Consider the following 23,427-nt stretch of genomic DNA (forward strand, 5'->3'; position numbering starts at 1 on the left):
GTTTTTGTCAACGTGGTCAGGAACACGTCTGGCATGGTTGTCCCTGGTGCCAGTTTTCTCTACCAGCCCTCTTGTTTTTGCCTTGACGTCGGTTGGAGCAGGGCAAACGCAGAATATCGATCAGAACACTGCGCCGGATAATTACATTGCCCGCGATGGCGGCGTATTGAACGCCAGTGGTGCGAGTACTTTTGAGGTATCGATCAACTCGGGAGCGCAGTTCAATGCCTTGGGCGGGACTTATTCGGGCAGGCTTGGCAGCGCGGGCATTGCCGTCAGCAACGCCGCTGCCAATGTGTCTGATGCCACGGTGACGGGCTCGCGCATGGGCATGTTCATCGGACGTAACAGTGGTACCACCACCGGTTCAACCGCTGTGATCAGCGGCAGTCGGATCACTGGCCAGACGTCGGGGATCGAAACCAGTGGCGGCAGTGATATTCAACTGACCGATACCCACCTGAGCGCCACTGGGGCAAGCGGTGTGGGTCTGAACGCCTTCGGTGCAGAGGTCCGGGCGGTGGGGGGCAGCATGACGGGGGGCATGAACGGTATCCGGTTGCGTCCGGATCTCGGTGGGGTCGGCAATGGTGCCAATGTGTCTCTGGACCATGTCCTGGTGCAAGGACTCAGCGGGGCAGCGATCCTCGCGAATTCTGGAGTCAATGCGCAGATACGCGTGCTGAACGGAACCCAACTGCTTGCCGGCAATAGTGTGCTGCTTGACGTACAGGATGCCTCGACCGTGATCATGTCCGTGGAGGGCAGTACGCTGGAAGGCAATATCAACATTGCCGGCAACAGCACCGGCAACCTGACCTTCGATCAAGGCCGGATGACCGGCGATGTGCTGGTCGAAAACGGTTCGACCGCCAACGTCACCCTGCAGAACAGTTCGCAGTTTACCGGCCGTCTCGACAAGGTCGATGGCGTGACCGTCAACAGCGGTTCGATCTGGACCCTGACGGGCAACGACACCGTAGGAACTCTCGCGATGAGTGGTGGGACGGTTCGCTTTGGTGCGCAGGATGTACCGAATACCTTCTACCAATTGAACGTCGGTACGCTCGCCGGTTCGCCGGACGGTTCCAGCACCTTCGCGATGAAGGGCAACTTCGCCACGGGCCAGCATGACTTGCTCAATGTCACAGGTGTGGCGACCGGGTCGTTCGGGTTGCTGGTGGCGGCGTCCGGTCTGGATGCCGTGAATCCGCAGCAACTGACTCTGGTGCGCACCGCCGCTGGTGATGCGCAATTTGCTTTGACGGGCGGGCGAGTGGATCTCGGTGCCTGGTCCTATGACCTGGCCCAACGACAAGGTGGAACGGGCGGTACGGAATGGTTCCTCGACCCGACCACCCAGGTGATCAGCCCCGGCGCCAGTGCGGTACTGGCCTTGTTCAATTCTCCGATTACCCTGTTGTACGGCGAAGCCAGCTCATTGCGCAGCCGCATGGGTGAGTTGCGGTTCAACGGTGGCCAGTCGGGCGCCTGGGTACGCACCTATGGCAACCAGTACAACGTGTCCGAAAGTTCCGGTGTGGCGTACAAGCAGAACCAGCAAGGGCTTTCCCTCGGGGCCGACGCCCGACTCAATGACAGCGATGTACTGGGGGGCGTGATGGTGGGCTTTAGTGAGTCCGATCTGAGTCTTGAACATGGCACCTCGGGCACGGTCAAGAGTTACTACTTCGGGCCCTATGTGACGTGGATGGACCGCGACACCGGTTACTACGTTGACGGTGTGCTGAAATTCAACCGTTTCCGGAACGAGGCCAAGGTCGGTTTGAGCGACGGCACCCGTGCCAAGGGCGATTACGATAACTGGGGTGTCAGCGCATCGGTTGAAGGCGGTCGTCACATCAAGTTGAGCAACGATTACTTCATTGAACCCTTCGTTCAGTTTTCGGCAGCGCAGATCCAGGGCAAACGCTTCAGCCTGGACAACGACATGCAGGCCGATGGTGATCGTACCCGCTCTTTCCTGGGCAAGGCAGGCGCCACAGCCGGGCGCAACTTCGACATTGGCAATGGTGCCGTTGCGCAACCTTATGTACGTGCAGCGATAGCTCACGAATTTGCCAAAAACAACGAAGTGCAGGTCAACAACAACGTGTTCAACAATGACCTGTCGGGTTCACGGGCGGAGTTCGGCGCTGGTGTGGCGGTGGCCATGTCGGACAAATGGCAGGTGCATGTCGATCTGGATTATGCCAATGGCGAGCATATCGAACAGCCTTGGGGAGGGAATGTAGGGGTGCGGTATAGCTGGTAAGTCACGGCCCCCGAATACAGGAAAGCCGCTACTCCTTCAGAGAGTAGCGGCTTTTTTGTGCCTGGCCTTTATGCGCGTCGAATGCCTACGCCACCGGCGGTTGCGCCGGCGCCACCGAAATCGGGTCGGGTCTCAGTCTGGCCTGTGGCCGGGTAGATCACCATCCGTTTGGCGAAGCCGCCCGAGTCAGACGCCCAGCACCAGCCCTCGATGGTGCGTTGACCGGCGTAGTTATTGATATAGGCTCGCCATTCGGCCAGAGAAGGAATTCTTCCTCCCATACCGGCCGCCGCGTTTGCACATTGGGTGTAGGTATTGAAGACGCCTGTGCCAAACAAATGGTCCACGTTTGAAGTGGTGACGGTGTAACTGGCGGTTTGATTGGCACCGTCCGTAACCGTGATGGTTGCCGAATCGTTGCCCTTGGAAATGACGCGCCCGCTGCTGACGTTGACTTCCGCAACGTTGGGGTTGCTGGAAGCATATCTGTAGGGAGGCACGCCGCCACTTGCCGATCTGTCGCCAAAGGCGCCGGAAGGAGGGTTGGTTGGTGTGTTGCCATCCCTGAAGTGCCAGGCATTCAGACTCATGGGTGCCGGGTTGATGGTCAGTGGCGGAATCGGTGAGATAACCCTGAACGTGCGCGCCCCCGAGAACTGCCCGGTGCTCACGGCCTTCGCCGTGATCGAGTGCGAGCCCAGCCCAACACCCAGTGTTGTGGTCCAGGTACTGCCTATGGCACGCACTGTGTGTTTGGGCGAGTTGTTGTCGTGGATTTGCACTTCGAAATCAGGGGTGACATTACCTCGCAGTGTGACGGAGGTGCTTTTGGTTTCCGCACCGTTCAGCAGCTCGCTGATGCCATCGTGCACAGACGTGATCGTCACTGGGGTGTGGGCGGCCACATTGAAGTTGAACGGCTGACTTTCGACCGGATCAACGGGGTAGAGCGCCTTTGCCGACAGGCTGTGTGACGTCACTCCCAACCCTGTGACAGTCGAGCGCCATTGCCGATCGACACCGACAGTGACGGGCGGGCCGATAGCTGTACCTTTGTTGTAAACCTGAATCTGTTCTTTGGGTGTCGCCTGTCCCAGCAGAGCAACCGTTGAGTCATAGGTGGTTTCGTTCTGCCTTAACGGCCCTCTGCTGTCGGTCACCGAGGTGATGCTCGGGGAAATGAACGCGGCAACGGTGAACGCCCTCGGTGGTGCAGATATGGGTTCGCTGCCGTACTCGGCTTTGGCCGTCAGACTGTACGTTTTTAACGTCAGATTGCCGTAGGAATATTCCCAGTCGCCGCTGGGTTTGACATCTATCGTGTCTATCGGAGTGTTTCCATCGCTAAGCGTGATCTTTTCATTGAGACTGGCTTTGCCGTGCAGCGTGACACTCTTGTAGTAGGTCGTCCCGCCCGCATCGACGTCGCCTTTCACATCGACCACACGAGAAATGGTCGGTGTGACGGCTTGCCCGACGCGAAAAGGATAGGGGGGGCTCAGCTCTGGCTGAATGTCATAAAGCGCCTTGGCATTGAGTACGTAACTTTTCACCGTCAATCCGGAAAGTGTATGTCGCCAGACTCCGCTTGTGTCGACAGGGAGGTCGATGATTGGTGTCCCGCTTTGTTGAAGCTGAATCCACTCGTTGAGTGTAGCGCTGCCTTCGATCATGACACTGTTGTCGTAGGTGATGGCGTTGGGTTCGACCAGACCTCTGGAGTCGGTCACTGTGTTGATCTCCGGGGTTTCAGCGAACTTGACCTCGAAGGTCCTGGGATTGCTGGTGACCGGATCGGCGTCGTACAACGCCTTGGCGGTAATGCTGTAGGGTTTCTCGGTCAAACCGCTGATGATGCGGGTCCATTCGCCTTTTTCATCTACGGCCGCGGTGCCCAGGGATGTCGAAACTGCATCGAAAAGTTCAACTGTTTCATCGCGAGTTGCAGTGCCTTTGACAGTGACCTCCTTGTAACGGGTTTTCCCCCCTTCGGGTACGTCGCCACGGGCATCTGTCACGCGGGTGATGGCAGGCGTCACCCAGTCGTATCGGGTTCTGATCGTCAGCGGCAATCTCGGAAACTCAATCACATCGGCTTCTTGAGCGCTGCCATCGAACGAGACTTTGCAAATCACGTTTGCCGGTGTGGAATGTCCCAGTTTCATCAATTCGCTTCTGAGCAGGATTTCATTCAGCCCGCTGCCGACCTGCGCCGGAGTGATCTCGTCGCCCTCGAGCATCCGGATGACGTAGTCGCCGCCCGCCGTTGTCTTGCCTTCCACCTTGAGCCAGAGGCGTTGTTTGAGGGCAATGTAATGCCACTTGGCAACGAGCGTTGTGGCGTTCCCGTTGAACGTCATCAGATCCAGGATCCGGTTGTTGTCTGACTCAGATACGTCGGGGCGAGGCAGATCCTTCTCAGGGTCGTCGAATCCCGTGACTCTCAGGCCCAGCGACTCTGATTCAGTCTCGTGGCCATAGCGGCGCACGAAGTACTTCACGTCCACGGTTTTGTTGATGTTGGGGCCAATGAGCGTTGGAGGAAGATGAACGTCCACGCTGCCACTGCTGTGCCCGGGAAGCTCAAGATCTGTTGATGTGCCGGCGCCTGGCGTTCCGATCCAGTGCAGGGGGATGATATCGAGGGCCGGATCCATACTGTCGTAGCTGACGTTGACGTCCACCCCGTTCAACCCATCCATTGCTTTGAGTACGGCGTTCGGTGCCTGTTTGACTTGCGGCGGTGGCAATTCACCTACCAGCGACCCGATCAGCAGATTGAGTACGGCGGAGTGACTGTATAAACCTGTGGTCGCGTGCTTTAACGAGTAACGCACCTTGACGTACTGCCCGATACTGATCGTCACGAAGTTCGCGGGCACTCGAAATCGCAGCGTTTTACCGGCGCTCAGCGAGGTGATGGGCAGCCAGTCGCTGGTGCTGCCGAACGGGTGGGTCGCTTGCCAGTACCAGGTCACGATGTCGTCTTTTTGCGTTGGCGGATTTTCGATGAGTATGTGGACGACATCGTAGACTTTGGAAGGGTCGAGCACATCGGGGTTCTTGTCGGCTTCCTCCACCTCGGGCCTGGTCAGTGTCGCGGTGACGGCTTGCACCTTGACCAACAGATGCTCTGAATCACTGACGCCGAAGAGCTCCGACTTGTCATTGGACACGGTGTACCAAAGATCGAGACTGCCGTTGTGGAGCACGCCGATGTGCTCTGCGTCGATGTAGGCAGTGAAAAAGCCTTCTTTCGCCTCGTTGGCACTGACGGTGTGCGTGAGTTCATGGACATAGGGCTGATCGTTGGACTTTTTTCCTATCCAGTGAATGGCGACCAGATCGCCATTGGCAATGCTCAGGTACTTGATCAGTACCGTGGCGTAAGGCCTGTCCGACTCGAGTAGGTCACCCAGCAACTCGACAATCGTCGGTGCGTCCGGCATCGAAACCTCACCCACCACGTCGGCGAATTCGCGTTTGGAGGATAACGGCGGACTCCCGTCTGCCTTCGTCAGCACGTAGGAGGCATCAGCCCGGCCCATGGCGATGGCGCGGACTTGCGCGTACGGCACCTTGAATTCCATGACGCTCGGAATGTTCTCCACCGGTTTGGTTTCGGTGTGAATCAACGGATTTCCGGTGAAGGGGGTGCCGATCCAGGTCATTTTCACAGAGTCGTTCAGCGCGAAATCCGAGCCCTGGATGTGGACCTGGACCGTGACGTCCTCCTTGTTCAAGTTGATGATCGTGATGATCTGATTGACCGATTCCTTGATAATCGGGGCATCCAGCCGCCAGGCGCCGGCGTCGACGGCGACCCGCGTGCGTTTGGAGTGCCGGGAAGACCAGTTCCATACTTCATCGTGAGGGTCGTACTTGACTTCCAGTGTCGCGCTGTCGCCACCGGCCAGAATGTCTTCCTGTGTGGCGACGATCACGATGGGATCCTTGCCTTCCGCCTGCGTGAGTGTGACGAGGTGCGGCGCCAGGGTATGGCTGCCCCAGCGCATCAGAATCGTGTCTCGCACCCTGATTTCCGGATAAGCAGGAACCGTGAGGGGAACGCCTTTTTTTGCCCACTCTGCGTCGATCAAGCCCTGATCGATGATTTCCTGTGGCAATTGGGCGATGTGCAGTTCGGAGTGCCCGTCGGGCAGATGAGGTTCCCTGTCTCGGCCACCGGGGCTGGTGAGCTTGACGAAAAACAGCGACACCACAGAGGGATCGTCCGGCGCGGTTTCGCCGAACCGGGTCAACTCATAAAAACACTCATGCAGACCGGGGGTGAACAACGCTTTGTCCAGATAAAAGAACAGGTGCGTGTCTTTTTCCCCCGCTTCAACCTTTCGGGTGAACACCGGAACGTCGTCCCAGTAAACGACATTTTCATCACCCTCCAGCATGTCGAGGTACGCCACGATTACGCACAGCACACCGCTGGCGTTTTCCTCGACCACTGCAATATTGATCCCGCCATCGGCCTCCTCGACTGGCGTGACTGCGCCGCTGATCTGCATGGGCCGAAGCGCCAGGGTGACCGGCTGGTCGAGATGGGGAAACAGAAGCGGACTGGGGGTGAGCATGACGAAACTCCTGAACGAGCACGCAATGGGATCGCAGACGGTTTTTTATTGAACCTGAGGGGCGGGGAGAGGGGTACTGTCAGATCTGACAGGTGCGCAGGGTCTTTCGACCAACGGTTCCAGGATCATGGTCTGCGTGCGTAGCCGTTCTGGATCCCGGGGCTATCACCCTAGTCGTCCCGCATCGCCCTTGGCTGGAACGGGATTGCTGTCGACAAAGCCTGCGTGCTCGAATCTCCCAGAGCCTGATCCTCGACGTCATAAGCGAACGTCGAACCAGGTGCTGCCGTTAACAGCACACGCACGACCGGAAGGAAGCGCCCCGTGACCTGGAAATAATCGCGTTGAATGTATCGAGCCCCTACCAGCCCGTCTCCAGCTTGTAGAGAGGGGGTGAAAACGGCGAACGCCTCGAGTGGCAGGTGTTGCGGATCGTCTTCGGTCCACGCCGCCATGATCAATTCGTTCCAGCCCAAAGGATCAGTGGCGTCGGGCCGTACCGTGGTCGCCAGCTGAAAGTTTTGCGCTTGGGTGTTGAACGCGCACGTGCGGGTGGGGCCGGTGGCGTAACGTGCGATCCACAGCTCCCGGGTGGTGATACCCAGCTCCTCGCACTGGCCGCCGTGGGTTCGACAGATATCGGCCGAGCCGGAGGTGCCGGCGTCAAATGGGTACAGGCAGCGAACGGTCAATGGTTTGCCGGAGGGGGCAAAGGACTCCCGGACAATGAACCCCTGTGGTTTGTAGGTGCGGGTAATCCGTGTACCGTCCGCGATGTAGGTGAACGAAACCCCATTGCCGTTTATGGAGCTGTCACTGGGATCCCAGGAGTGATAGGCGGTGGAGACATTGGTCGAGCGCACCAGTACACCACTGCAGTGGAATGCAGCGCTATTGCCCTGGCAGGTTGTTCGCGTGTCCACTGATCGCGCATTCAAACGCGCAACCACATCGTAGCCGATGTACAACTGGTCCTGAAGGTTGAAACCGAACACCCTGTCCGCAGGCTGGCCGAGATCCATGCGCAGGATCGGCAACCACTCACCGGTAGCCTTGAAATAATCGCGTTGATCTTTCTGTGCTCCGAGCAGTGAGCCGGTCTGCGTCACGTCATAAAACAATGCTTGCAGTGCCAGCTTCGCAGGGGCCAGTTCGTCCCAGTTACGCACCTGCACCCGCATCGGTCGTGCAGACCACGTGGCATCAAGCCCTTGGTGTGCAAGCAGGCTGGCCTTGAACTGTGCGGGGTTCTGGCTGCTGAGTGAGCATTGCGCGACAGCCTCATTGGATTGCCGTGCGAAGTGCTCGAGCCAGCCTTGTGCGTCAGTCACGCCCAGCGCCGTGCAGGAACTGATGTCCGGCGCTCGTTGCACTGCGGCGGAGGCCCAGCCGCAGCCCATTTTCGGTCTGGTGGCGGGTATCGGAAATTCGAACGGATAGGCGCACAGAACATCCAGCGATTTGCCCAGGCCGATCGCGGTGAACGGATCACTGAATACCGCACCGTATGCTTGCGCCAGCGTGCGGGTGCCGAGGTCGGTGCGCAGATAGTTCATGCCCTCTGCGCCGAGTTGTGTGGCGTCTGCATTGTGTTTCCAGAACTCTCCAGTTCCCTGACTGCCACGCAGCAATACACCGCTGCAAAAATACGCCGGGTTGTCTCCTGGACACTGGCTGAGGGTACTCTGGTAGCACTGGTTGAGCAGGTGAGCGGTTTCCGGACCGGTTGCGGCTTGGCTGACACTGCCGAACAGCGCCAATCCGAGCAACAGCCATCTGATTCGCAACGTGCTGCGCATGGCGATCTCCACAAGTCTTTGGTCGCAGCTGCTCAAGCCTGGGAAATACCCAAAACCTGCCAGAACGAGGCGGTGTCCTGGCTGGATGCGTTGTCATTGACCGAAGAACCGTTGAGGTCGTAAGTCCAGGCGGTATTGGCGCCCAGGACGTCGGCGGTCCATACCGGGTAGTTCAGCCACTCGAGGAAATCCGCGACGGGGCCGCTGTCGGGGAAATAAAGCGTCCATAGCCGTTTCGTCTGGGCGAGGGTGATCGGTTGCAGTTTTGCAGCGGTACAAATTCTGGTCATGCCCTCCCAATCCGCGCCCGCACTCAGGAAGTGCACCTCCTGAATACCCTTGACGGTGAGTGGGTATTCGCGGCTCTCGTTCTGGCTGTCAGTCGCGCGAATCGTGCAGGCGCCGTTGCGCAGGGCGGTGATCTCGCCCGATTGTGCATCGGCACTGGCGATCGACGGATCGCTGCTGTCGTAGGTGTAGGGCGCCTGACCCCACGTGGCTACACGGGTCATGCGCGCTGCCGACGGAGGCGCAAGCGGGGGCTTGTCGACGCAGGCGACGTAGTTTTCAGTGCTCAGATCCAGTGTGGCGGCAGCGACGAAACCCGTCTGCAATTTCAGATCCAGGGTGTCCGAAGTTTCGCGAGTGCTCTGATACAGCTGCACTTCGTAGCGAATCGGTACGATGTCATTTTCGTCGGCAACAAATTCCGAAGCGTCGACCTTGAACACGACATCCTTGCCGACAGCACCGTCGCTGATCGGCATGTCATCGGTGTAGGTATCGCCGACGAACAAGTAAACGTGATCGAGGTACCTCATGGGCGTCCAGTGTTCTATCGTGACGGTCGCCCCGTCGGGTGGAAGCGTCTGCGGGTCCAGAATGCCGAGGGGGGCTTCCTTTACAATCGGCGCCCGCAGGTTGTTGGTCTGGCTCATATCTCCCTCTCCTCAGATCAGATAGGCGGCGCTCGGGTGAGCGCCGCACAGCAAGGCATCGTTGAGAATGTCAGGGGGTGTTGAGCCTGGCCAAACGACTGGCCTTGAGGGCCAGACCGCGGGTGGCCGCATTGGCGTAGTACGACACCTGGCCTTTGAGCCGGTCTTGAGCGGCGCTGCTGTCGCCGCCGGCGAGAGCATTGCCCCAGGTCACTACTTCGCCGTCGGAAGTGAGCGCCGTAAAAGCATGACGGTTGGCGTAGATGGCGGTGACGTTGAGCAGTTTGTCCGCGACGGGCGTGGTATCTCCGCCGAGCAACGGGTCTCCCCAGGCCACGACGGTTCCATCTTTGCACACAGCGGCGAACGCTCCAGCGGTAGCGGCCAATTGAACAAGATCGTCCCTGCCGGCGATCGTGTCAGGTATCAGGCCACCCGAATTGGCCGCGGGCCATCCAACGACGTGACCGCTGTGTCGAAGCGCTGCAAACGCGTTCGAACTGGAGACGACTGAGATGATATCCGTCAGGGAGCGGATTTCAGCGGGAAGTTCCCCGCCATACGTTGAGGGTCCCCAGCCTGTGATTTGTCCGCTCAAGAGTATGACGATAAAGGCTTGAGCATTTGCACAGGCAAGCGCCTTGATGTTGGTCAGGCCGGCGACATCGTCGGATACGGCGCCGCCTTTCCCGAGATCGCCCCAGGCGACCACACTGCCATTGTTCCGAAGTGCAGCGAACGCGAAGCCATTGCCGATCACATGTTTGATATCGGTCAGGCTGGCGATATCTGCAGGAACAACACCGCCAAACCCCACTCCACCTCCCCAGGCCATCACCTGGCCGGTCGCTCTGAGGACGGCGAACGCATTTCCGGCTGGCGTCAGTTCGACTGCATCTCTCAAGACCAGGATTTCGGCGGACGGGGTTCCGCCTTTGTCAGCGGTGCCCCAGGCATGGACTGTTCCATCGGTTTTGATGCCCGCAATTGCAACGCTGTTGCCCGCAAGCAGTTTGAAGTCCGTAGGGTCCACCGTGCCCATTTCTCCACCCTGACCTGCAGTCCCGGGCCATGCCACGGTGAAATTGTTGGTGCGAATTACCGCGTAGGAACTGCCTGAACAAGCCGCCCTGGCAATGTCGGTGAACGTCTGAAAGGTTGGCGGGATTTTCTGGCCATTCAATGGGTTACCCCACGCTGCCAGATTGTTCTTGTCCCGCAGCGCCACGAATGCGCCGTCATTGGCGGGATTGCCAGGGCCGCCGGTGCCAAATATATTGACTCTGTTCAGGGTGACCTGGTCGTCGCTGGTGCGAACTTGCAAGGGGGCATACGGGTCGGTATCAGCCCAGATCTGCGCTTTCGTCCAGGTGCTGTCGTCAGCGTATTTCCACTCTGCCTCTACGCGTTGCAGGGTGTCTGCGTTGAAGGCGGATATGAGCCAGCTGGAGCTGCTCTCCCGATAAATCCCCTTGTTGTAACGCGCCCCGATGACCCGCAACTTGCCGCTGCCGATCACCTTGCGCACATCGTAGACCGTCGGGTTGGAAGGACCATCGGTTCCGCCGGCCTTGCGTTTGATTTCGTAGCTCAAGGCGATGCTTCGCCCGTCGTTGGCGTTGATCACGCTATGCGGCACCTTGATCACGGCCAGCTCTTTGTCGGCTTGCGCGGACGTCACGGTATGCGGATACGTGGTAGTGGTTTGACCCTCGACCGTTACCGTGATTTCGTCGTCTGTCTTCAGAAATGCGGTTGCCGGTATCACCACCGTTGCGCCGTCTGGATAAACATCGTCCGGGTTCAACTGATCTTTTTGAAGACCGGTTGCCTCCCTGAACGTGGCGTCTGGCAGCTTGAACTCCGTTGCCTCGACTCTCAGCGGATAATTCGCACCGGGGGCCTGGCCACCCTCCAACAATGCTACGTAATAACTGATCACCACATCTTTGTTCAGGCAGGCGAGCAGGATGGATTGCGCAACCGTGAACTCGACGGGTTTGCCCTGGTTGTTTGAGCTGACGGATCTGTTATCCGTGTGCACGGTCTCGCCGTCCGTTGTGGCCCACGTCATGTAAAAATGATCGCCGGCGTTTTCTGGGCGATTGGCGGCAATCTTGACGGTTGCACCGTCCGGGGCATCGGCGGGGTCGAGGATTCCACCGGGGGCCTGCACCACTTCCGCTGGATCCAGCAGTGGTTGCTCTGCCTTGCCGACGACAAAGGTCAAAGGATTGGAGTAGCTGGTGGTATCGGTTTCCTTGCGCCAGATCCGGTAAGTGACAGTTATCTTCTTTCCGCGATTGGGTTCAATGTGTGCCGCTACGAAGGCGGCATTGAGCGTGAAGGGCACATCCTTGTCGGCCGAGAGGGCGTTGAGAGTGATGGAGTCTTCCTTCTTGCCTGTGACCTCGCCATCCCACGTATAGGTGACTATGTCGCCAGACTTGCTTGGCGTACCGGTGGGTCTTGGCGCAGTGAGTTTACTGGCGCCTGCGGGAAGGTCGCCGGGTTCCAGTCCACCATTCTGCTCTCCCAGAACGATGGGCTGCACCAGCTCGAACTGCGGTTCGCCGATGTTGACGGGGGCCGCGGTTCGAGAGTGGCGCCTGATGATTTCGCCGTCTTCGTCCGCAAGCAGTGTATAGGACCCGTCTACAGTTCCGCCGTTGAGGGTGGAAATGTGTATGCCGTCGATAGGAATGACAAAACCATCTTCGTTGCTCACTTCGTCCTTGTCCGGAAAATACCAGTCGAAGCTTGGGTTATGAATGGTGCCATTGGGGCGCTTGCCGAACCATCCAACTTCGATTGCCATGCCTACTTCAATAATCGGATTGTGTGGAATCCGAAAAGCGGTTTGAGTGAGTTCGGGGTCAATAGCGCCATTTTCCTCATCATCGAAAGTTGGTGCGGCCAGTTGATCCGGTTCGCCCACAATCTGCACGAACTGGCCCTTGGATCGAAGCGGGTCTGCGCTTCCATCGCGTATCAGGCGGTAAGAGAAAGTGGCTTGGGTTTTTGCCAGCTTTCGCGCATCCGAGTTCTGGATTACCAACTCGTAGGTGTGTGGCAAGTTGTCAATGGTCACCAAGGGAGCAACGGCCTCGATCGGATCGCCCTCTACCGTGGTGCCGCGCATCTTCAGTTCGATTTTGTCGCCAAGCTTGAAGTCCGGGGCTCTGGCTACCACTTGAACGACGACGTTGTCGTCACCTAATTTCTCAAGATCAAGCACGTTGTTGATGGCCGGCGCGACAATAGGGGCGAGCAGAAGATTTGTGCCCACCGAGACTACGATCCGGGTTTCCGTGCACCAGTCTTCTGCGAAGTTTCCCGTGATGTCGAAAGCAATGAAGCTCACAGCAAGGCCTGAATCATCGGTATCGCCGGCCTTCTCGATCATGGCTTTGTCGACCACGATTTCGATCGGATTGTTGACGGGATCACTGATTTGCTCGGCGGTGACCGGTTCGGATTCTTTGAACACTCCACCCCACGTCACCTTCATCCTGTCACCGACCGCCACGTCAGGATAAGGCACGCCGGAACCGGATTGAGCGCGGACGATAATCGGCACGCCTTCTTCAGCGATGTCCTTATCCACGCCGCCATTGACGATTTCCGGATCGATATACATATACAGCCCGGAGTGGCCGGGGCCTGGCAACGTATCTTGCCCGCCCGGAATCTCGAGTTTTTCGTATATTGCGGTCGGGGGATTCTGGGGTTCCCACGCTTGATTGATTCGTTTAACTCGGTAATTCAGGGTATGCGAGCCGGTCCGGGCGTGCCGGGGGGCGACGAATAGTGTTACGCGCTGATTCACCTCGGCGGCTTCCCTGATGGTGGTCTGAGCAACGACGTTACCATCCTTCAACAGTTCGACGTCGTCACCGATGCCCATCTCGCTCCATGGCAAAATGTAAGTCAGCAGTCCTTTTTCGGGGTGTACCCCCATCGCTGCGGCCCAATTGATCCCCCACTCACCGGAAGGCAGCTTTTCGGGTTGCTTGTCGGGGATTTCCAGCTCGGCGAGTGCCAACGCGGGAATTCTTTTCGCAGGTTTTTTCAACATGGCAGACACTCCTGTCGAGGGATGGGCGACGGAGTGATTTAAGGATTGAAGTCGATCGCCTGGCTACTGTCAGATCTGACAGGTGAGCAGGGTTTTTCGACGAACGGTTACTGAGCGCTCAGCGTTTGTGCAGGGTTTTCTGGCGCAGAAGGTAGACCGTCACCAGCACTGCACTGGTCAACATGAACCCGCGCGCCCACGGCAGCGGCACCAGGTAGCATGAGAACAGAATGCTCACCCACATCAGCCCGATCGCGTAGACCTTGCCCTTGAGCGGTATGCCGTTGCCGTCCAGATAGTCACGGATCCACGGCCCGAGCCGGGGATGCTCGACCAGCCATTGATAAAAGCGCGGAGAGCTGCGCGCGAAGCAGGCCGCAGCAAGCAGAAGGAAAGGGGTGGTGGGCAGAACCGGCAGGAAAATCCCGATCACCCCCAATGCCACGCTGAGCCAGCCGATGGCCAGCAGGATGTAGCGCAACATCAGGGAGCGGTTGCCTATGGGGTTGTCCATAGGCCGGATCTTAGTGGTGACGTGGCTTGAGGATCGCCGGTTTTTCGTCTGGCGCCTGGCACAGCAGGTACAGCGCGGTCAGGGCTTCGGGGATCTGCACGATCATGTCGTCCATCAGGTTGGCGTCTTTGGCGATGTCTTCGAACTCTGGCTGCTCGTCGAACAGGCCGGAACCGACCATGATCGGCAGGAGCATTTCGCTGACTTCTTCTTCGGCGGTCTCGAACCAGGCCGCTTCGCGCAGGAATACGCCTTCCATGAAGCCGATGCACCAGCCGCGCAGTTCGGAGTCGTCCGGCTCATCACCGAGGTCCAGATCGCACGGCAGTTCGAATTCTTCGTCGGACGCCAGTTGGCGGGCGATGTGCGCCTTGAGGCCAATCAGCGTAGCTTCGATCTCTTCACGCTGGGCTTCGCTGCTGTAATGCGGCTCTTCGGCGAACAGGGCGTCGATCCACTCACGCTCCGGGACGTCTTCTGCACAGATCGACAGGGCGGTCAGGTAACCGTGAGCGGCCACGTAATCCAGCGCCTCTTCGTGCAGCTCGTCGGCGTCGAGAAAGACTTGCAGGCGGGTCAGTTGCTCAGCGAAGGACATTACGGGGCTACCTTGGGGGAATAAACAATGCGGGAATTCTAGGCCTTCTTGCTCGCTCAAGCCAGCCGTATGGCAGATTTGCCCCGCCACGGCCCGCATATCCACCAATGATCCCTGTAGGAGCTGCCGAAGGCTGCGATCTTTTGATTTTGTTTTTCAAGATCAAGATCAAAAGATCGCAGCCTTCGGCAGCTCCGACAGAGGGGTGCAGGAATGACTCTACTCAGCGGCCCCCCTCGTCGGGGAGGCCTCGGGTATACTGCCGCGTTTTGCGCTCCCTGCTCGTATTGCGGTGGTCTGGCAATGCGCTCTTACGTTTTGTTTAAGCAGCCTTGGCTGTCCTGAACCAGCCTGTGCAGGGATGTTTCGGTAGATTTTTGGAGTTTTTATGCTCGAACAGGCTCAACGCGTCCTCAAGGACATCTTCGGCTACGACAGTTTCCGTGGCCGTCAGGGTGCAATCATTGAGCGCGTGGCCAGCGGCGGTGATGCGCTGGTACTGATGCCTACCGGTGGCGGCAAGTCCTTGTGCTTCCAGGTCCCGGCGTTGCTGCGCGAAGGCCTGGCGGTGGTGGTGTCGCCGTTGATCGCGCTGATGGACGATCAGGTCGCCACCCTCGAAGAGCTGGGCGTGGCCGCCGCCGCGCTGAACTCCACGTTGAGCGCCGAACAGCAGCGCGATCTGGCGGCACGGATCAAGCGTGGTGAAGTGAAAATGCTCTATCTGGCGCCCGAGCGTCTGGTGCAGCCGCGCATGCTGTCGTTCCTGCAAGGTTTGAACATTGCCCTGTTCGCCATCGACGAAGCGCACTGCGTGTCGCAATGGGGCCACGACTTCCGCCCGGAATACCTGCAACTGGGCCAGTTGGCGGAAATGTTCCCGGACGTGCCGCGCATCGCCCTGACCGCCACCGCCGACAAGCGTACCCGCGAAGAAATCGTCACCCGCCTGCACTTGCAGAACGCCGAGCGCTTCCTGTCGAGCTTCGACCGCCCGAACATCTTCTATCGCATCGTGCCCAAGGAGCAGCCGCGCAAGCAGTTGCTCGCATTCCTTGCCGAACGGCGCAGCGATGCCGGCATCGTCTATTGCCTGTCGCGCAAGAAGGTTGAAGAAGTTGCCGCGTTCCTCAGCGAGCAGGGCTTCCCGGCGCTGCCGTATCACGCCGGTCTGCCCAATGATTTGCGCGCCTATCACCAGAAGCGCTTCCTCAACGAGGAAGGCCTGATCATGGTCGCCACCGTGGCGTTCGGCATGGGCATCGACAAGCCCAACGTGCGTTTCGTCGCGCACCTCGATCTGCCCAAATCCCTTGAAGCCTACTATCAGGAAACCGGGCGCGGCGGTCGTGATGGCCTGCCGGCGGATGCGTGGATGGCCTACGGTCTGCAAGACGTGGTGATGCTCAAGCAGATGCTGCAGAACTCCGAAGGCGACGAGCGCCACAAACGCCTGGAGCAGCACAAGCTCGACGCCATGCTTTCGCTCTGTGAAGAGACCCGCTGCCGCCGGCAGACGCTGCTGGCCTATTTCGATGAAGACATGCCCGAGCCGTGCGGTCACTGCGACAACTGCGTCGACGGCGTGCAGACCTGGGACGCCACCGAGCCGGCGCGCCAGGCGCTGTCGGCGATCTATCGCACCGGCCAGCGCTATGGCGTCGGCCATCTGGTGGACGTGTTGCTGGGCAAGGACAACGAGAAGGTTCGCAGTTTCGGTCATCAGCATCTGTCGGTGTATGGCGTCGGCAAGGCGCTGAGCGAAAGCGAATGGCGCTCGCTGTTCCGGCAACTGGTGGCGCGTGGTCTGGCCGACGTCGATCACGAGGGCTATGGCGGCCTGCGCCTCAGCGACACCTGCCGGCCTTTGCTCAAGGGCGAGGTGACGCTGGAACTGCGCCGCGATCTCAAGCCGCAAGTCACCGCCAAGACCGCCAGCAAGAGCCCGGCCAGTCAACTGGTGCGTGGCGAAGAGCGCGAGCAGTGGGAAGCCTTGCGCGCGCTGCGACGCAAACTGGCCGAAGAGCATGGCGTACCGCCGTACGTCATCTTCCCCGACTCGACGCTGCTGGAAATGCTCCGCAGCCAGCCAACCTCGCTGGCCGACATGGCGCGGGTCAGCGGCGTTGGTGCGCGCAAGCTGGAGCGTTACGGCGAGGCCTTCCTCGAGATCCTCGGCGGCGAGGCCGAGGCGCCGAAAGTGGTGGCCGACGTGCGCCACGAACTGATCAGCCTGGCCCGCGCCGGCATGACCCCGATGCAGATCGCCGGGCAGTTGCAGTGCTCGGAAAAGAACGTCTACACCATGCTCGCCGAGGCCATTGGCAAACAGCAATTGTCGCTGGAGCAGGCGCTCGACCTGCCTGAAGAACTGATGGGCGAAGTGCAGGATGCGTTCCTCGACGGCGAGGGCGAGTTGCCGTCGGTCGCCGAAGTCGCCGAGCTGTTCGCCGGTCGGGTTCCGGAAGGCGTTCTTTACTGCGTCAGGGCTGCGTTGCAATCTGAGTTTGAAATGTAAGAGGGCGTTTGCGCCAACCGTCAGGCAGTTGTAACGATTCAGTACAGGTCGGCTCTTGCCTATAGCCAAATGTCATGCTTAGCTGACTAATAATTAGTTTTTCTCTATTTGTCAGTCTACTCATGAGTGTTTTATGCCGTTAACCGATCAACACCGCTTTGGCATGCAACTGGCCCAGATGTCCCGTGGCTGGCGCGCCGAACTGGATCGCCGACTGGCGGGCCTGGGATTGTCCCAGGCCCGCTGGCTGGTGCTGCTGCATCTGGCGCGATTTGAAGATGCGCCGACTCAACGCGAGCTGGCGCAAAGCGTCGGCGTCGAGGGGCCGACCCTCGCGCGTTTGCTCGACAGTCTGGAAAGCCAGGGCCTGGTACAACGCCAGTCGGTGATGGAAGACCGCCGGGCGAAAAAAATCGTGCTCTGCGCACCTGCGCTGCCGCTGATCGAACAAATCGAAACCATTGCCACGCAACTGCGCCACGAATTGTTCGAAGGCGTCGACGAGGCGGATTTGAAGGTGTGCATGCGGGTTCACGGGCACATTCTGGGCAACCTGGAAAAATCTTGAGGCATAACCGCGTGCCGGTTTTTTGAGAGATCGCGCTGAGCAGACTATAAGAACTACTGGGCAATATCGTGTTCGTACCGGATGTGCGAACGCATAGAAACCGGTTTTGCTTATCTAAGGGATGCTCATGCACGCAAGTCGGCACGTGGTACTGCGCAGTGGCGCCAAATGGCTGCTGGTCGCTGGCGTTTTCAGCTATTCGACCTGGTCGATGGCACTGGGCCTGGGGGACATCACGGTTCACTCGGGTCTCAATCAGCCATTCAAGGCCGACATTGCGCTGGTGGATGCCGCTGGCCTGAGTGCCAGCGATCTCTCGGCCAGCCTGGCCACGGCAGATGAATTCGGCCGGGCCGGGGTGGAACGGGTGTTCTTCCTCAATGACCTCAAGTTCACCCCGATCCTGCATGGCAATCGTCAGATGATCCGGGTGACCTCGCGCAAGCCGGTCAAGGAACCCTTTCTGAATTTTCTGCTGCAGCTTGATCAGCCCAATGGCCGCCTGCTGCGCGAGTACACGGTGCTGATCGATCCGCCTGGATCGCCCAGTATCGTACCGGCCACGGATGAACCCGATCCCCATCCGCAATCCTCTGAATTTCCCGCCGTCGAGCCTGCCACCGCGGCACCTCAGGCAGCCCAGGGCAAACGCGAGGCGCCGTCCTCAGCGCCGGCATCTCCAGCGGCGGCTTCACCCGCCAGCGATGCCCTCGCGGAGCAATTGGCGGCCAGCGTACTGCTCAATCAGCAACTGCAAAAGACGGTGGACGAACTCAACGTCAAACTGCAGGCGCAGGATGTGCAGATTGCCGACGGTAAAAAACAAGTCAGTGATCTGCAAACGCGGTTGACCGAAGTGCAAAAGCCTCCGGCACCGGTGGTTACGCCGCCAACCCCAGCGCCAGCACCCACCGCGCCGCCCGTCGAGGACAATGATCTCAACTGGCCGCTGTTCGGCGGCTTGCTGCTGTTGTCGGGCTTGCTGGTGGGTGGGCTATTCGTGCGCCGTCGCCGGCAACTGGCCGAAAATGCAGCGCCGCTGGCGCTTGCCCCGACCGGTCACGAGCCGGATCTGGACGACAGACCCGCTGCGCCCTCGATCAGCCTCAGTGCAACACCCGAGCATCGTGAAGAGCCGGCGGCGGGGGATGTGCTGGAGGCGGTGGGGATTTATCTGGCCTATGGACGCCTGAACGAGGCCGTCGGGCTGTTGCGCGATGCCTTGGACAAAGAGCCGGAGCGAACCGATCTGGGCGTGCAATTGCTTGAAGTGTTGGGGCGCCAGGGCGACAGTGCCGCTTATGAGCAGCAGGAAAGCCAATTGCGCGGGGCAGGAGTCGATCCTCTGCAACTGGAGGCGATCCGGGCGCGTCATCCAAAGCTCACCCGTGTTGCAGCGATCACACCGGTGTTGCCTGTCATCGCTGCAGCACCGATTGCGCCAGCAGTACCACCAGCGCCTGAGGATGACTTCGAATTGAACCTGGGCGAGCTGTCGATGGCTTCAAGTTGGGATCTTGAGGACCGTCGTACGGCCGCAGATCAGCCATCCGCGGGCGCCCCCGCGTCGGACTCAAGCCTTGAAGTGTTGCCGGTGGAGTTCGAGTTGCCCGAAGCCACCGTGAAAGACGAGACGGAGCTGGAGTGGATTCCCGAACCCGACGCACAGCCACTGGATGATGACTTTCTCAATGAATTTGGCGACCCGCCGCCATCACTGGCGCTGGAGCCACTGACACTGCAGGAGCCGGAACCTGCTGTCGCTTCGGTGAAGCTTGAACAGGCGCAAACCTGTATTGATGACGGCGATATCGACAGCGCCATTGCCTTGCTCAATGAGTTGCTCAAGGAAGGGGACGAGCCCCTCAAGCAAACGGCGCGGACGTTACTCGCGGGTATTCGCTGACGGTTGAATCAGCGCAATTGTGCAGTGACTGGACTATCGCCTTCGCGAGCAAGCTCGCTCCCACAGTTGGAATGCGTTCCATTATGGGCGCGAGCTTGCTCGCGAAGGCGTCAGGGTCGACCACATCAATCCACCTGAATGATCAGAACGTCTGCCCCAGATTCAGATAAACCGCCTGCTCATTCGCGTCATTCAGGCCATAGGTGAAATTCAACGGTCCCAACGGCGTATCGAAACCGATGAATACACTGGCGGCATTGATGTAGCCGCTGTCGAATTCGTTGTCGTTGTTCCACGCCCGGCCGCGTTCCAGCGAGGCGCCGGCATACAACGGGAAGTCCAGTGGCAGGTACGAACGCGGGGTCAACCGGCGGTAATACACCGCGCGCATCAGGCTGACGTTTTGCCCGGAGATCGAATCCTCGCGAAAGCCCGACAATTGCCGTGCGCCGCCGAGCAGGAAGCTTGAGGTCACCACGTTGGTGTCATCCAGCGTACGTCCATAGCGGCCACCGAGAATCAGCGTATCCGGACCGCGACTCATGGCTTTGTCCAGCTTGAATTCCCACTGGCGGTAACGGGTGTCCGAACCCAGGCTTGGTTCGAATTGCAGCAAGGTCAGGCTGATGTCTTTGCCGTCGTGGGGGTAGTAAACGTTGTCCAGCGAGTCGAACGAATATTTCAGCGAATAGAAGCCCTCGTTGAAGTGTTCGCTCGGCAGGTCCTGATCTCCAATGCGCACGTCGGCCTTGCCCCAGGCTTCGCCGACGCCGAAACGCACTTCGCCGTTGTTGCCGATCTGCCGTCCGACATTCAGGGCCATACCGTAGCGTTCGACCCGGTATTGGGCGATCGGATCGTTGTCGAGCACCGCGTCGACGTTCTGCGCCTGGAACACCAGTGAGGGCGCGATGAAGTAGCGCGAGCCGACATCCAGCGGTTGATAGAACTCGGTATACAGTTCCTGTTTGTCGCCGATCTGCGCCCGGGTCAGCCATTCCGCGCCGAGACGGTTGATGCCGTTGATGCGATAGCTGGCGCCGAGGTTGAAAGCGCTGTCGCCGCGCATGTCGTCCGACAGGTTCAGGCCGACCCGCAGGTAATCGGTGCCGCTGCGTTTGCCTCGGGCGCTGATCACCAGCGTGTGATCCTGGCCCTTGTGCACCACGCGGTACTGCACCTGTTCGAAGTAATCGAGGCCGTACAGCGTGCCCATGTCCGAATGCAGTCGACCGAGATCCAATGGCTCACCGATGGGCTGGCGGATGTAGTAGCGGATCACGTCGTCACCGACTTTCGAATTGTTCTCGACCTTGATCGCGGTGATGATCGGCGTGCGCTGGCCCGGGGCGCGGGCAGCGTTCAGTTCGGCGTCCTGGGATTGTTGAGGTTTGAGCTGAGCGAGGCGGGTGTCGAGAATCCGCGTGGCGCGGTAACCGGCGTCGATCATTTCCTGGGCTTTGCCGAAATCAGTGACCCCGAATGCCGCCAGCGCCGGCTGGATCAGCACGTCGCCGGGTTTGAGGGCGGCCAGTTGCTCTTCGGAGTTGCGCCGGGTCATCAGGGTGATCGACTGGTTCAGCACATCGACCACGGTGGTCAGTTGCTTGCGGTTGCGCAGCGGGGTACCGATGTCGACCACGATCGCCACATCGACCCCCATTTCCCGCGCGACGTCGAGCGGGATGTTATCGGTCATGCCGCCGTCCACCAGCAGCCGGCCGTCCAGTTCGACCGGGGCGAACACCGCCGGGATCGACATGCTGGCGCGGATCACCTGCGGCAAGTGACCTTTGCGGAACACCACTTTTTCGCCGTTGGCGATGTCGGTGGCGACCGCGCGGAACGGGATTGGCAGCTTGTCGAAGTCGCGGGTGTCGCTGGTATGCGCCAGCAGGCTTTCCAGCATCAGCGCCAGGTTCTGGCCCTGAATCACCCCCAGCGGCAGGCCGAGGCTGCCGTCATCGCGGAAACTCAGTTGCTGTTTCACCAGAAAGTCACGGTCGTCCTGTTTGCGGCGAAACGGCACGTCTTCCCGGGGCGGGGCATCGGACAGTGCCTGTTGCCAGTCGATGTTCAACGCGAGTTTTTCCAGCTCATCGATTTTGTAGCCCGAGGCATACAGGCCACCGACCACCGCGCCCATGCTGGTGCCGGCAATCGCATCGATCTTGATGCCTTGCTCCTCAAGGGCCTTGAGCACGCCAATGTGCGCCAGACCACGGGCAGCACCGCCGGACAGCACCAGGCCGACTTTCGGGCGGGTGGCTTCGGTGGCATTCACAAATAACGGCAGCAAGCCAAGCAGCAGGCAGAACAGCAAACGGCGCATGGTGAGTCTCGGGGCAAGCGATAAAGCCGGCTATTATAGCGGCGCCCTCTGTCTCAGGAGTTTCAGCGAACATGTCTGCTGCAAAACCGGAAATCGTCATCACGTATTGCACCCAATGCCAGTGGCTGCTGCGCGCCGCGTGGCTGGCGCAGGAACTGCTCAGCACTTTCGGCGACGACCTCGGCAAGGTCTCGCTGGTGCCCGGCACCGGCGGGGTATTTCACATCAGCTGCGACGATGTGCAGATCTGGGAGCGCAAGGCCGACGGCGGCTTTCCCGAGGCCAAGGTGCTCAAGCAGCGAGTCCGCGATCAGATCGACCCTGAGCGCGACCTCGGCCACAACGACCGCACTCAGTGAGACGCAGCTTCGGCCGCGACGGTTTTCTTGTCGGCACTGCCTGACATCCGCGCGGAGACGACGATGGCGACGATGATCAGCGCGCCGCCGACCAGCATGCGCACAGTCGGGTTTTCATCGAACAGCAACCAGGCGACGGTGATGCCGTAAACCGGCTCCATGGCGAACACCACGGCGGCGGTGCGCGCCTTGATCACCGCGAGGCTGGCGACAAACAGGCTGTGCGCAACGCCGGTGCAGAACACCCCGAGCAGGCTGATCCACAGCCAGTCCATCGCGCGTACTTCGCTCAGTTGCGGGGCCGCGACCGGCAGCAGACACAGCGCCACCACCACGTTTTGACACAGCGCCGCCTGCACCGCCGGGATACGTCCGGAGCTGGCACGGTTGGTCAGCGACAGCAAGGCGAACAGCAGGCCTGAGAGTACCGCCCAGAGCAGGCCGGTCGTGGCGCCGCTGGCCAGATCGAACGCCGGGGTGACCAGCACCAGACCGACGCTGACCAGCACCACCAGCACGATTTCATTGGCGCGGATGCGTTCGCGGAAAATCAGCCCTTCAAGTATCACCGTGAACGCCGGGAAACTCGCGAAGCCCAAGGTCGCAATCGCCACCCCGGCGACTTTCACCGCGATGAAAAAACTCACCCAGTGCCCGGCCAGCAACACGCCGCTGAGTGCCAGACGGCGCCAGTCGACCGCCTGCAGTTTCTGCCAGCCGTGCTGCCTGGCGAAGCGGGCGAAAAAGGCCAGGGCGAGCACGGCAAACGCCGCACGTCCGAAGACGATAACCGCCGGTGAGGCGGCCGCGAGTTTGCCGAACACACCGGTCAGGCCGAACATCAGAGCGCCGATATGCAGGGCGCCGAGGGCAGTACGCGGAGTCATTGCAATCCTTAATCCGAACACGGTTTCAAATGTAGGAGCTGCCGCAGGCTGCGATCTTTTGATCTT

13 protein-coding genes are annotated in these 23,427 nt (G+C 59.7%); 5 read left to right on the top strand and 8 right to left on the bottom strand.

What is annotated here, in order from left to right:
- Positions 1–82: 82 nt before the first annotated feature.
- On the top strand, positions 83–2,275 hold the full coding sequence (locus ACYZUM_RS04065; RefSeq protein ID WP_262948073.1) for an autotransporter outer membrane beta-barrel domain-containing protein: 2,193 nt from the start codon (positions 83–85) through the stop codon (positions 2,273–2,275).
- Between the two features lie 68 nt (positions 2,276–2,343).
- On the opposite strand, the gene ACYZUM_RS04070 is transcribed toward ACYZUM_RS04065, so the two are convergent.
- From ACYZUM_RS04070 to ACYZUM_RS04095, 6 genes are all read right to left on the bottom strand, one after another.
- The gene (locus ACYZUM_RS04070; RefSeq protein ID WP_108182002.1) at positions 2,344–6,864 is read right to left on the bottom strand and encodes a hypothetical protein; all 4,521 of its coding nucleotides are present in this window, start codon (positions 6,862–6,864) and stop codon (positions 2,344–2,346) included.
- A gap of 170 nt (positions 6,865–7,034) precedes the next feature.
- A complete protein-coding gene (locus tag ACYZUM_RS04075; RefSeq protein ID WP_108182003.1) occupies positions 7,035–8,663 on the bottom strand; it encodes a hypothetical protein in 1,629 nt (542 codons plus the stop codon).
- Positions 8,664–8,695: 32 nt separating this feature from the next.
- On the bottom strand, positions 8,696–9,601 hold the full coding sequence (locus ACYZUM_RS04080) for a hypothetical protein (RefSeq protein ID WP_108182004.1): 906 nt from the start codon (positions 9,599–9,601) through the stop codon (positions 8,696–8,698).
- Between the two features lie 70 nt (positions 9,602–9,671).
- Complete coding sequence (locus ACYZUM_RS04085; RefSeq protein WP_108182005.1) at positions 9,672–13,679, bottom strand: RCC1 domain-containing protein; 4,008 nt, start codon at positions 13,677–13,679, stop codon at positions 9,672–9,674.
- A 118-nt stretch (positions 13,680–13,797) separates the two neighbouring features.
- Positions 13,798–14,193: a YbaN family protein gene (locus ACYZUM_RS04090; protein ID WP_108182006.1), complete on the bottom strand. Its 396-nt coding sequence runs from the start codon at positions 14,191–14,193 to the stop codon at positions 13,798–13,800.
- A 10-nt stretch (positions 14,194–14,203) separates the two neighbouring features.
- Positions 14,204–14,791 carry a UPF0149 family protein gene (locus ACYZUM_RS04095; RefSeq protein ID WP_007962155.1) on the bottom strand — a complete coding sequence of 196 codons (588 nt, stop codon included), beginning with the start codon at positions 14,789–14,791 and terminating at the stop codon, positions 14,204–14,206.
- A 388-nt stretch (positions 14,792–15,179) separates the two neighbouring features.
- Here ACYZUM_RS04095 and recQ point away from each other — a divergent pair, with 388 nt between their 5' ends.
- The 3 genes from recQ to ACYZUM_RS04110 all read left to right on the top strand — a co-directional run bounded on the left by recQ (position 15,180) and on the right by ACYZUM_RS04110 (position 19,783).
- A complete protein-coding gene (gene recQ / locus ACYZUM_RS04100) occupies positions 15,180–17,309 on the top strand; it encodes a DNA helicase RecQ (RefSeq protein ID WP_108182007.1) in 2,130 nt (709 codons plus the stop codon).
- Positions 17,310–17,442: 133 nt separating this feature from the next.
- A complete protein-coding gene (locus ACYZUM_RS04105; protein WP_027613988.1) occupies positions 17,443–17,877 on the top strand; it encodes a MarR family transcriptional regulator in 435 nt (144 codons plus the stop codon).
- Between the two features lie 127 nt (positions 17,878–18,004).
- Entirely contained in the window at positions 18,005–19,783 is a 1,779-nt protein-coding gene (locus tag ACYZUM_RS04110; protein WP_108182008.1) for a motility hub landmark protein FimV, read from the top strand.
- 142 nt (positions 19,784–19,925) lie between these two features.
- Here ACYZUM_RS04110 and ACYZUM_RS04115 read toward each other — a convergent pair whose 3' ends face one another.
- On the bottom strand, positions 19,926–22,115 hold the full coding sequence (locus tag ACYZUM_RS04115; RefSeq protein ID WP_041073095.1) for a patatin-like phospholipase family protein: 2,190 nt from the start codon (positions 22,113–22,115) through the stop codon (positions 19,926–19,928).
- Between the two features lie 71 nt (positions 22,116–22,186).
- On the opposite strand from ACYZUM_RS04115, the gene ACYZUM_RS04120 reads away from it, so the two are divergent.
- Positions 22,187–22,474, top strand: coding sequence for an Rdx family protein (locus tag ACYZUM_RS04120; RefSeq protein ID WP_027613985.1), 288 nt, complete (start codon positions 22,187–22,189; stop codon positions 22,472–22,474).
- On the opposite strand, the gene ACYZUM_RS04125 is transcribed toward ACYZUM_RS04120, so the two are convergent.
- Complete coding sequence (locus ACYZUM_RS04125) at positions 22,468–23,361, bottom strand: DMT family transporter (protein WP_108182009.1); 894 nt, start codon at positions 23,359–23,361, stop codon at positions 22,468–22,470. The genes ACYZUM_RS04120 and ACYZUM_RS04125 overlap by 7 nt on opposite strands.
- Between the last annotated feature and the right edge of the window lie 66 nt (positions 23,362–23,427).

Source organism: Pseudomonas sp. m6p, from assembly GCF_055760375.1.

Bases quoted from the DNA above. Each gene is read 5' to 3' on its own strand.
- ACYZUM_RS04070 (WP_108182002.1), bottom strand. From the start codon at position 6,864: ATGCTCACCCCCAGTCCGCTTCTGTTTCCCCATCTCGACCAGCCGGTC.
- ACYZUM_RS04075 (WP_108182003.1), bottom strand. From the start codon at position 8,663: ATGCGCAGCACGTTGCGAATCAGATGGCTGTTGCTCGGATTGGCGCTG.
- ACYZUM_RS04080 (WP_108182004.1), bottom strand. From the start codon at position 9,601: ATGAGCCAGACCAACAACCTGCGGGCGCCGATTGTAAAGGAAGCCCCC.
- ACYZUM_RS04085 (WP_108182005.1), bottom strand. From the start codon at position 13,679: ATGTTGAAAAAACCTGCGAAAAGAATTCCCGCGTTGGCACTCGCCGAG.
- ACYZUM_RS04090 (WP_108182006.1), bottom strand. From the start codon at position 14,193: ATGGACAACCCCATAGGCAACCGCTCCCTGATGTTGCGCTACATCCTG.
- ACYZUM_RS04095 (WP_007962155.1), bottom strand. From the start codon at position 14,791: ATGTCCTTCGCTGAGCAACTGACCCGCCTGCAAGTCTTTCTCGACGCC.
- recQ (WP_108182007.1), top strand. From the start codon at position 15,180: ATGCTCGAACAGGCTCAACGCGTCCTCAAGGACATCTTCGGCTACGAC.
- ACYZUM_RS04105 (WP_027613988.1), top strand. From the start codon at position 17,443: ATGCCGTTAACCGATCAACACCGCTTTGGCATGCAACTGGCCCAGATG.
- ACYZUM_RS04110 (WP_108182008.1), top strand. From the start codon at position 18,005: ATGCACGCAAGTCGGCACGTGGTACTGCGCAGTGGCGCCAAATGGCTG.
- ACYZUM_RS04115 (WP_041073095.1), bottom strand. From the start codon at position 22,115: ATGCGCCGTTTGCTGTTCTGCCTGCTGCTTGGCTTGCTGCCGTTATTT.
- ACYZUM_RS04120 (WP_027613985.1), top strand. From the start codon at position 22,187: ATGTCTGCTGCAAAACCGGAAATCGTCATCACGTATTGCACCCAATGC.
- ACYZUM_RS04125 (WP_108182009.1), bottom strand. From the start codon at position 23,361: ATGACTCCGCGTACTGCCCTCGGCGCCCTGCATATCGGCGCTCTGATG.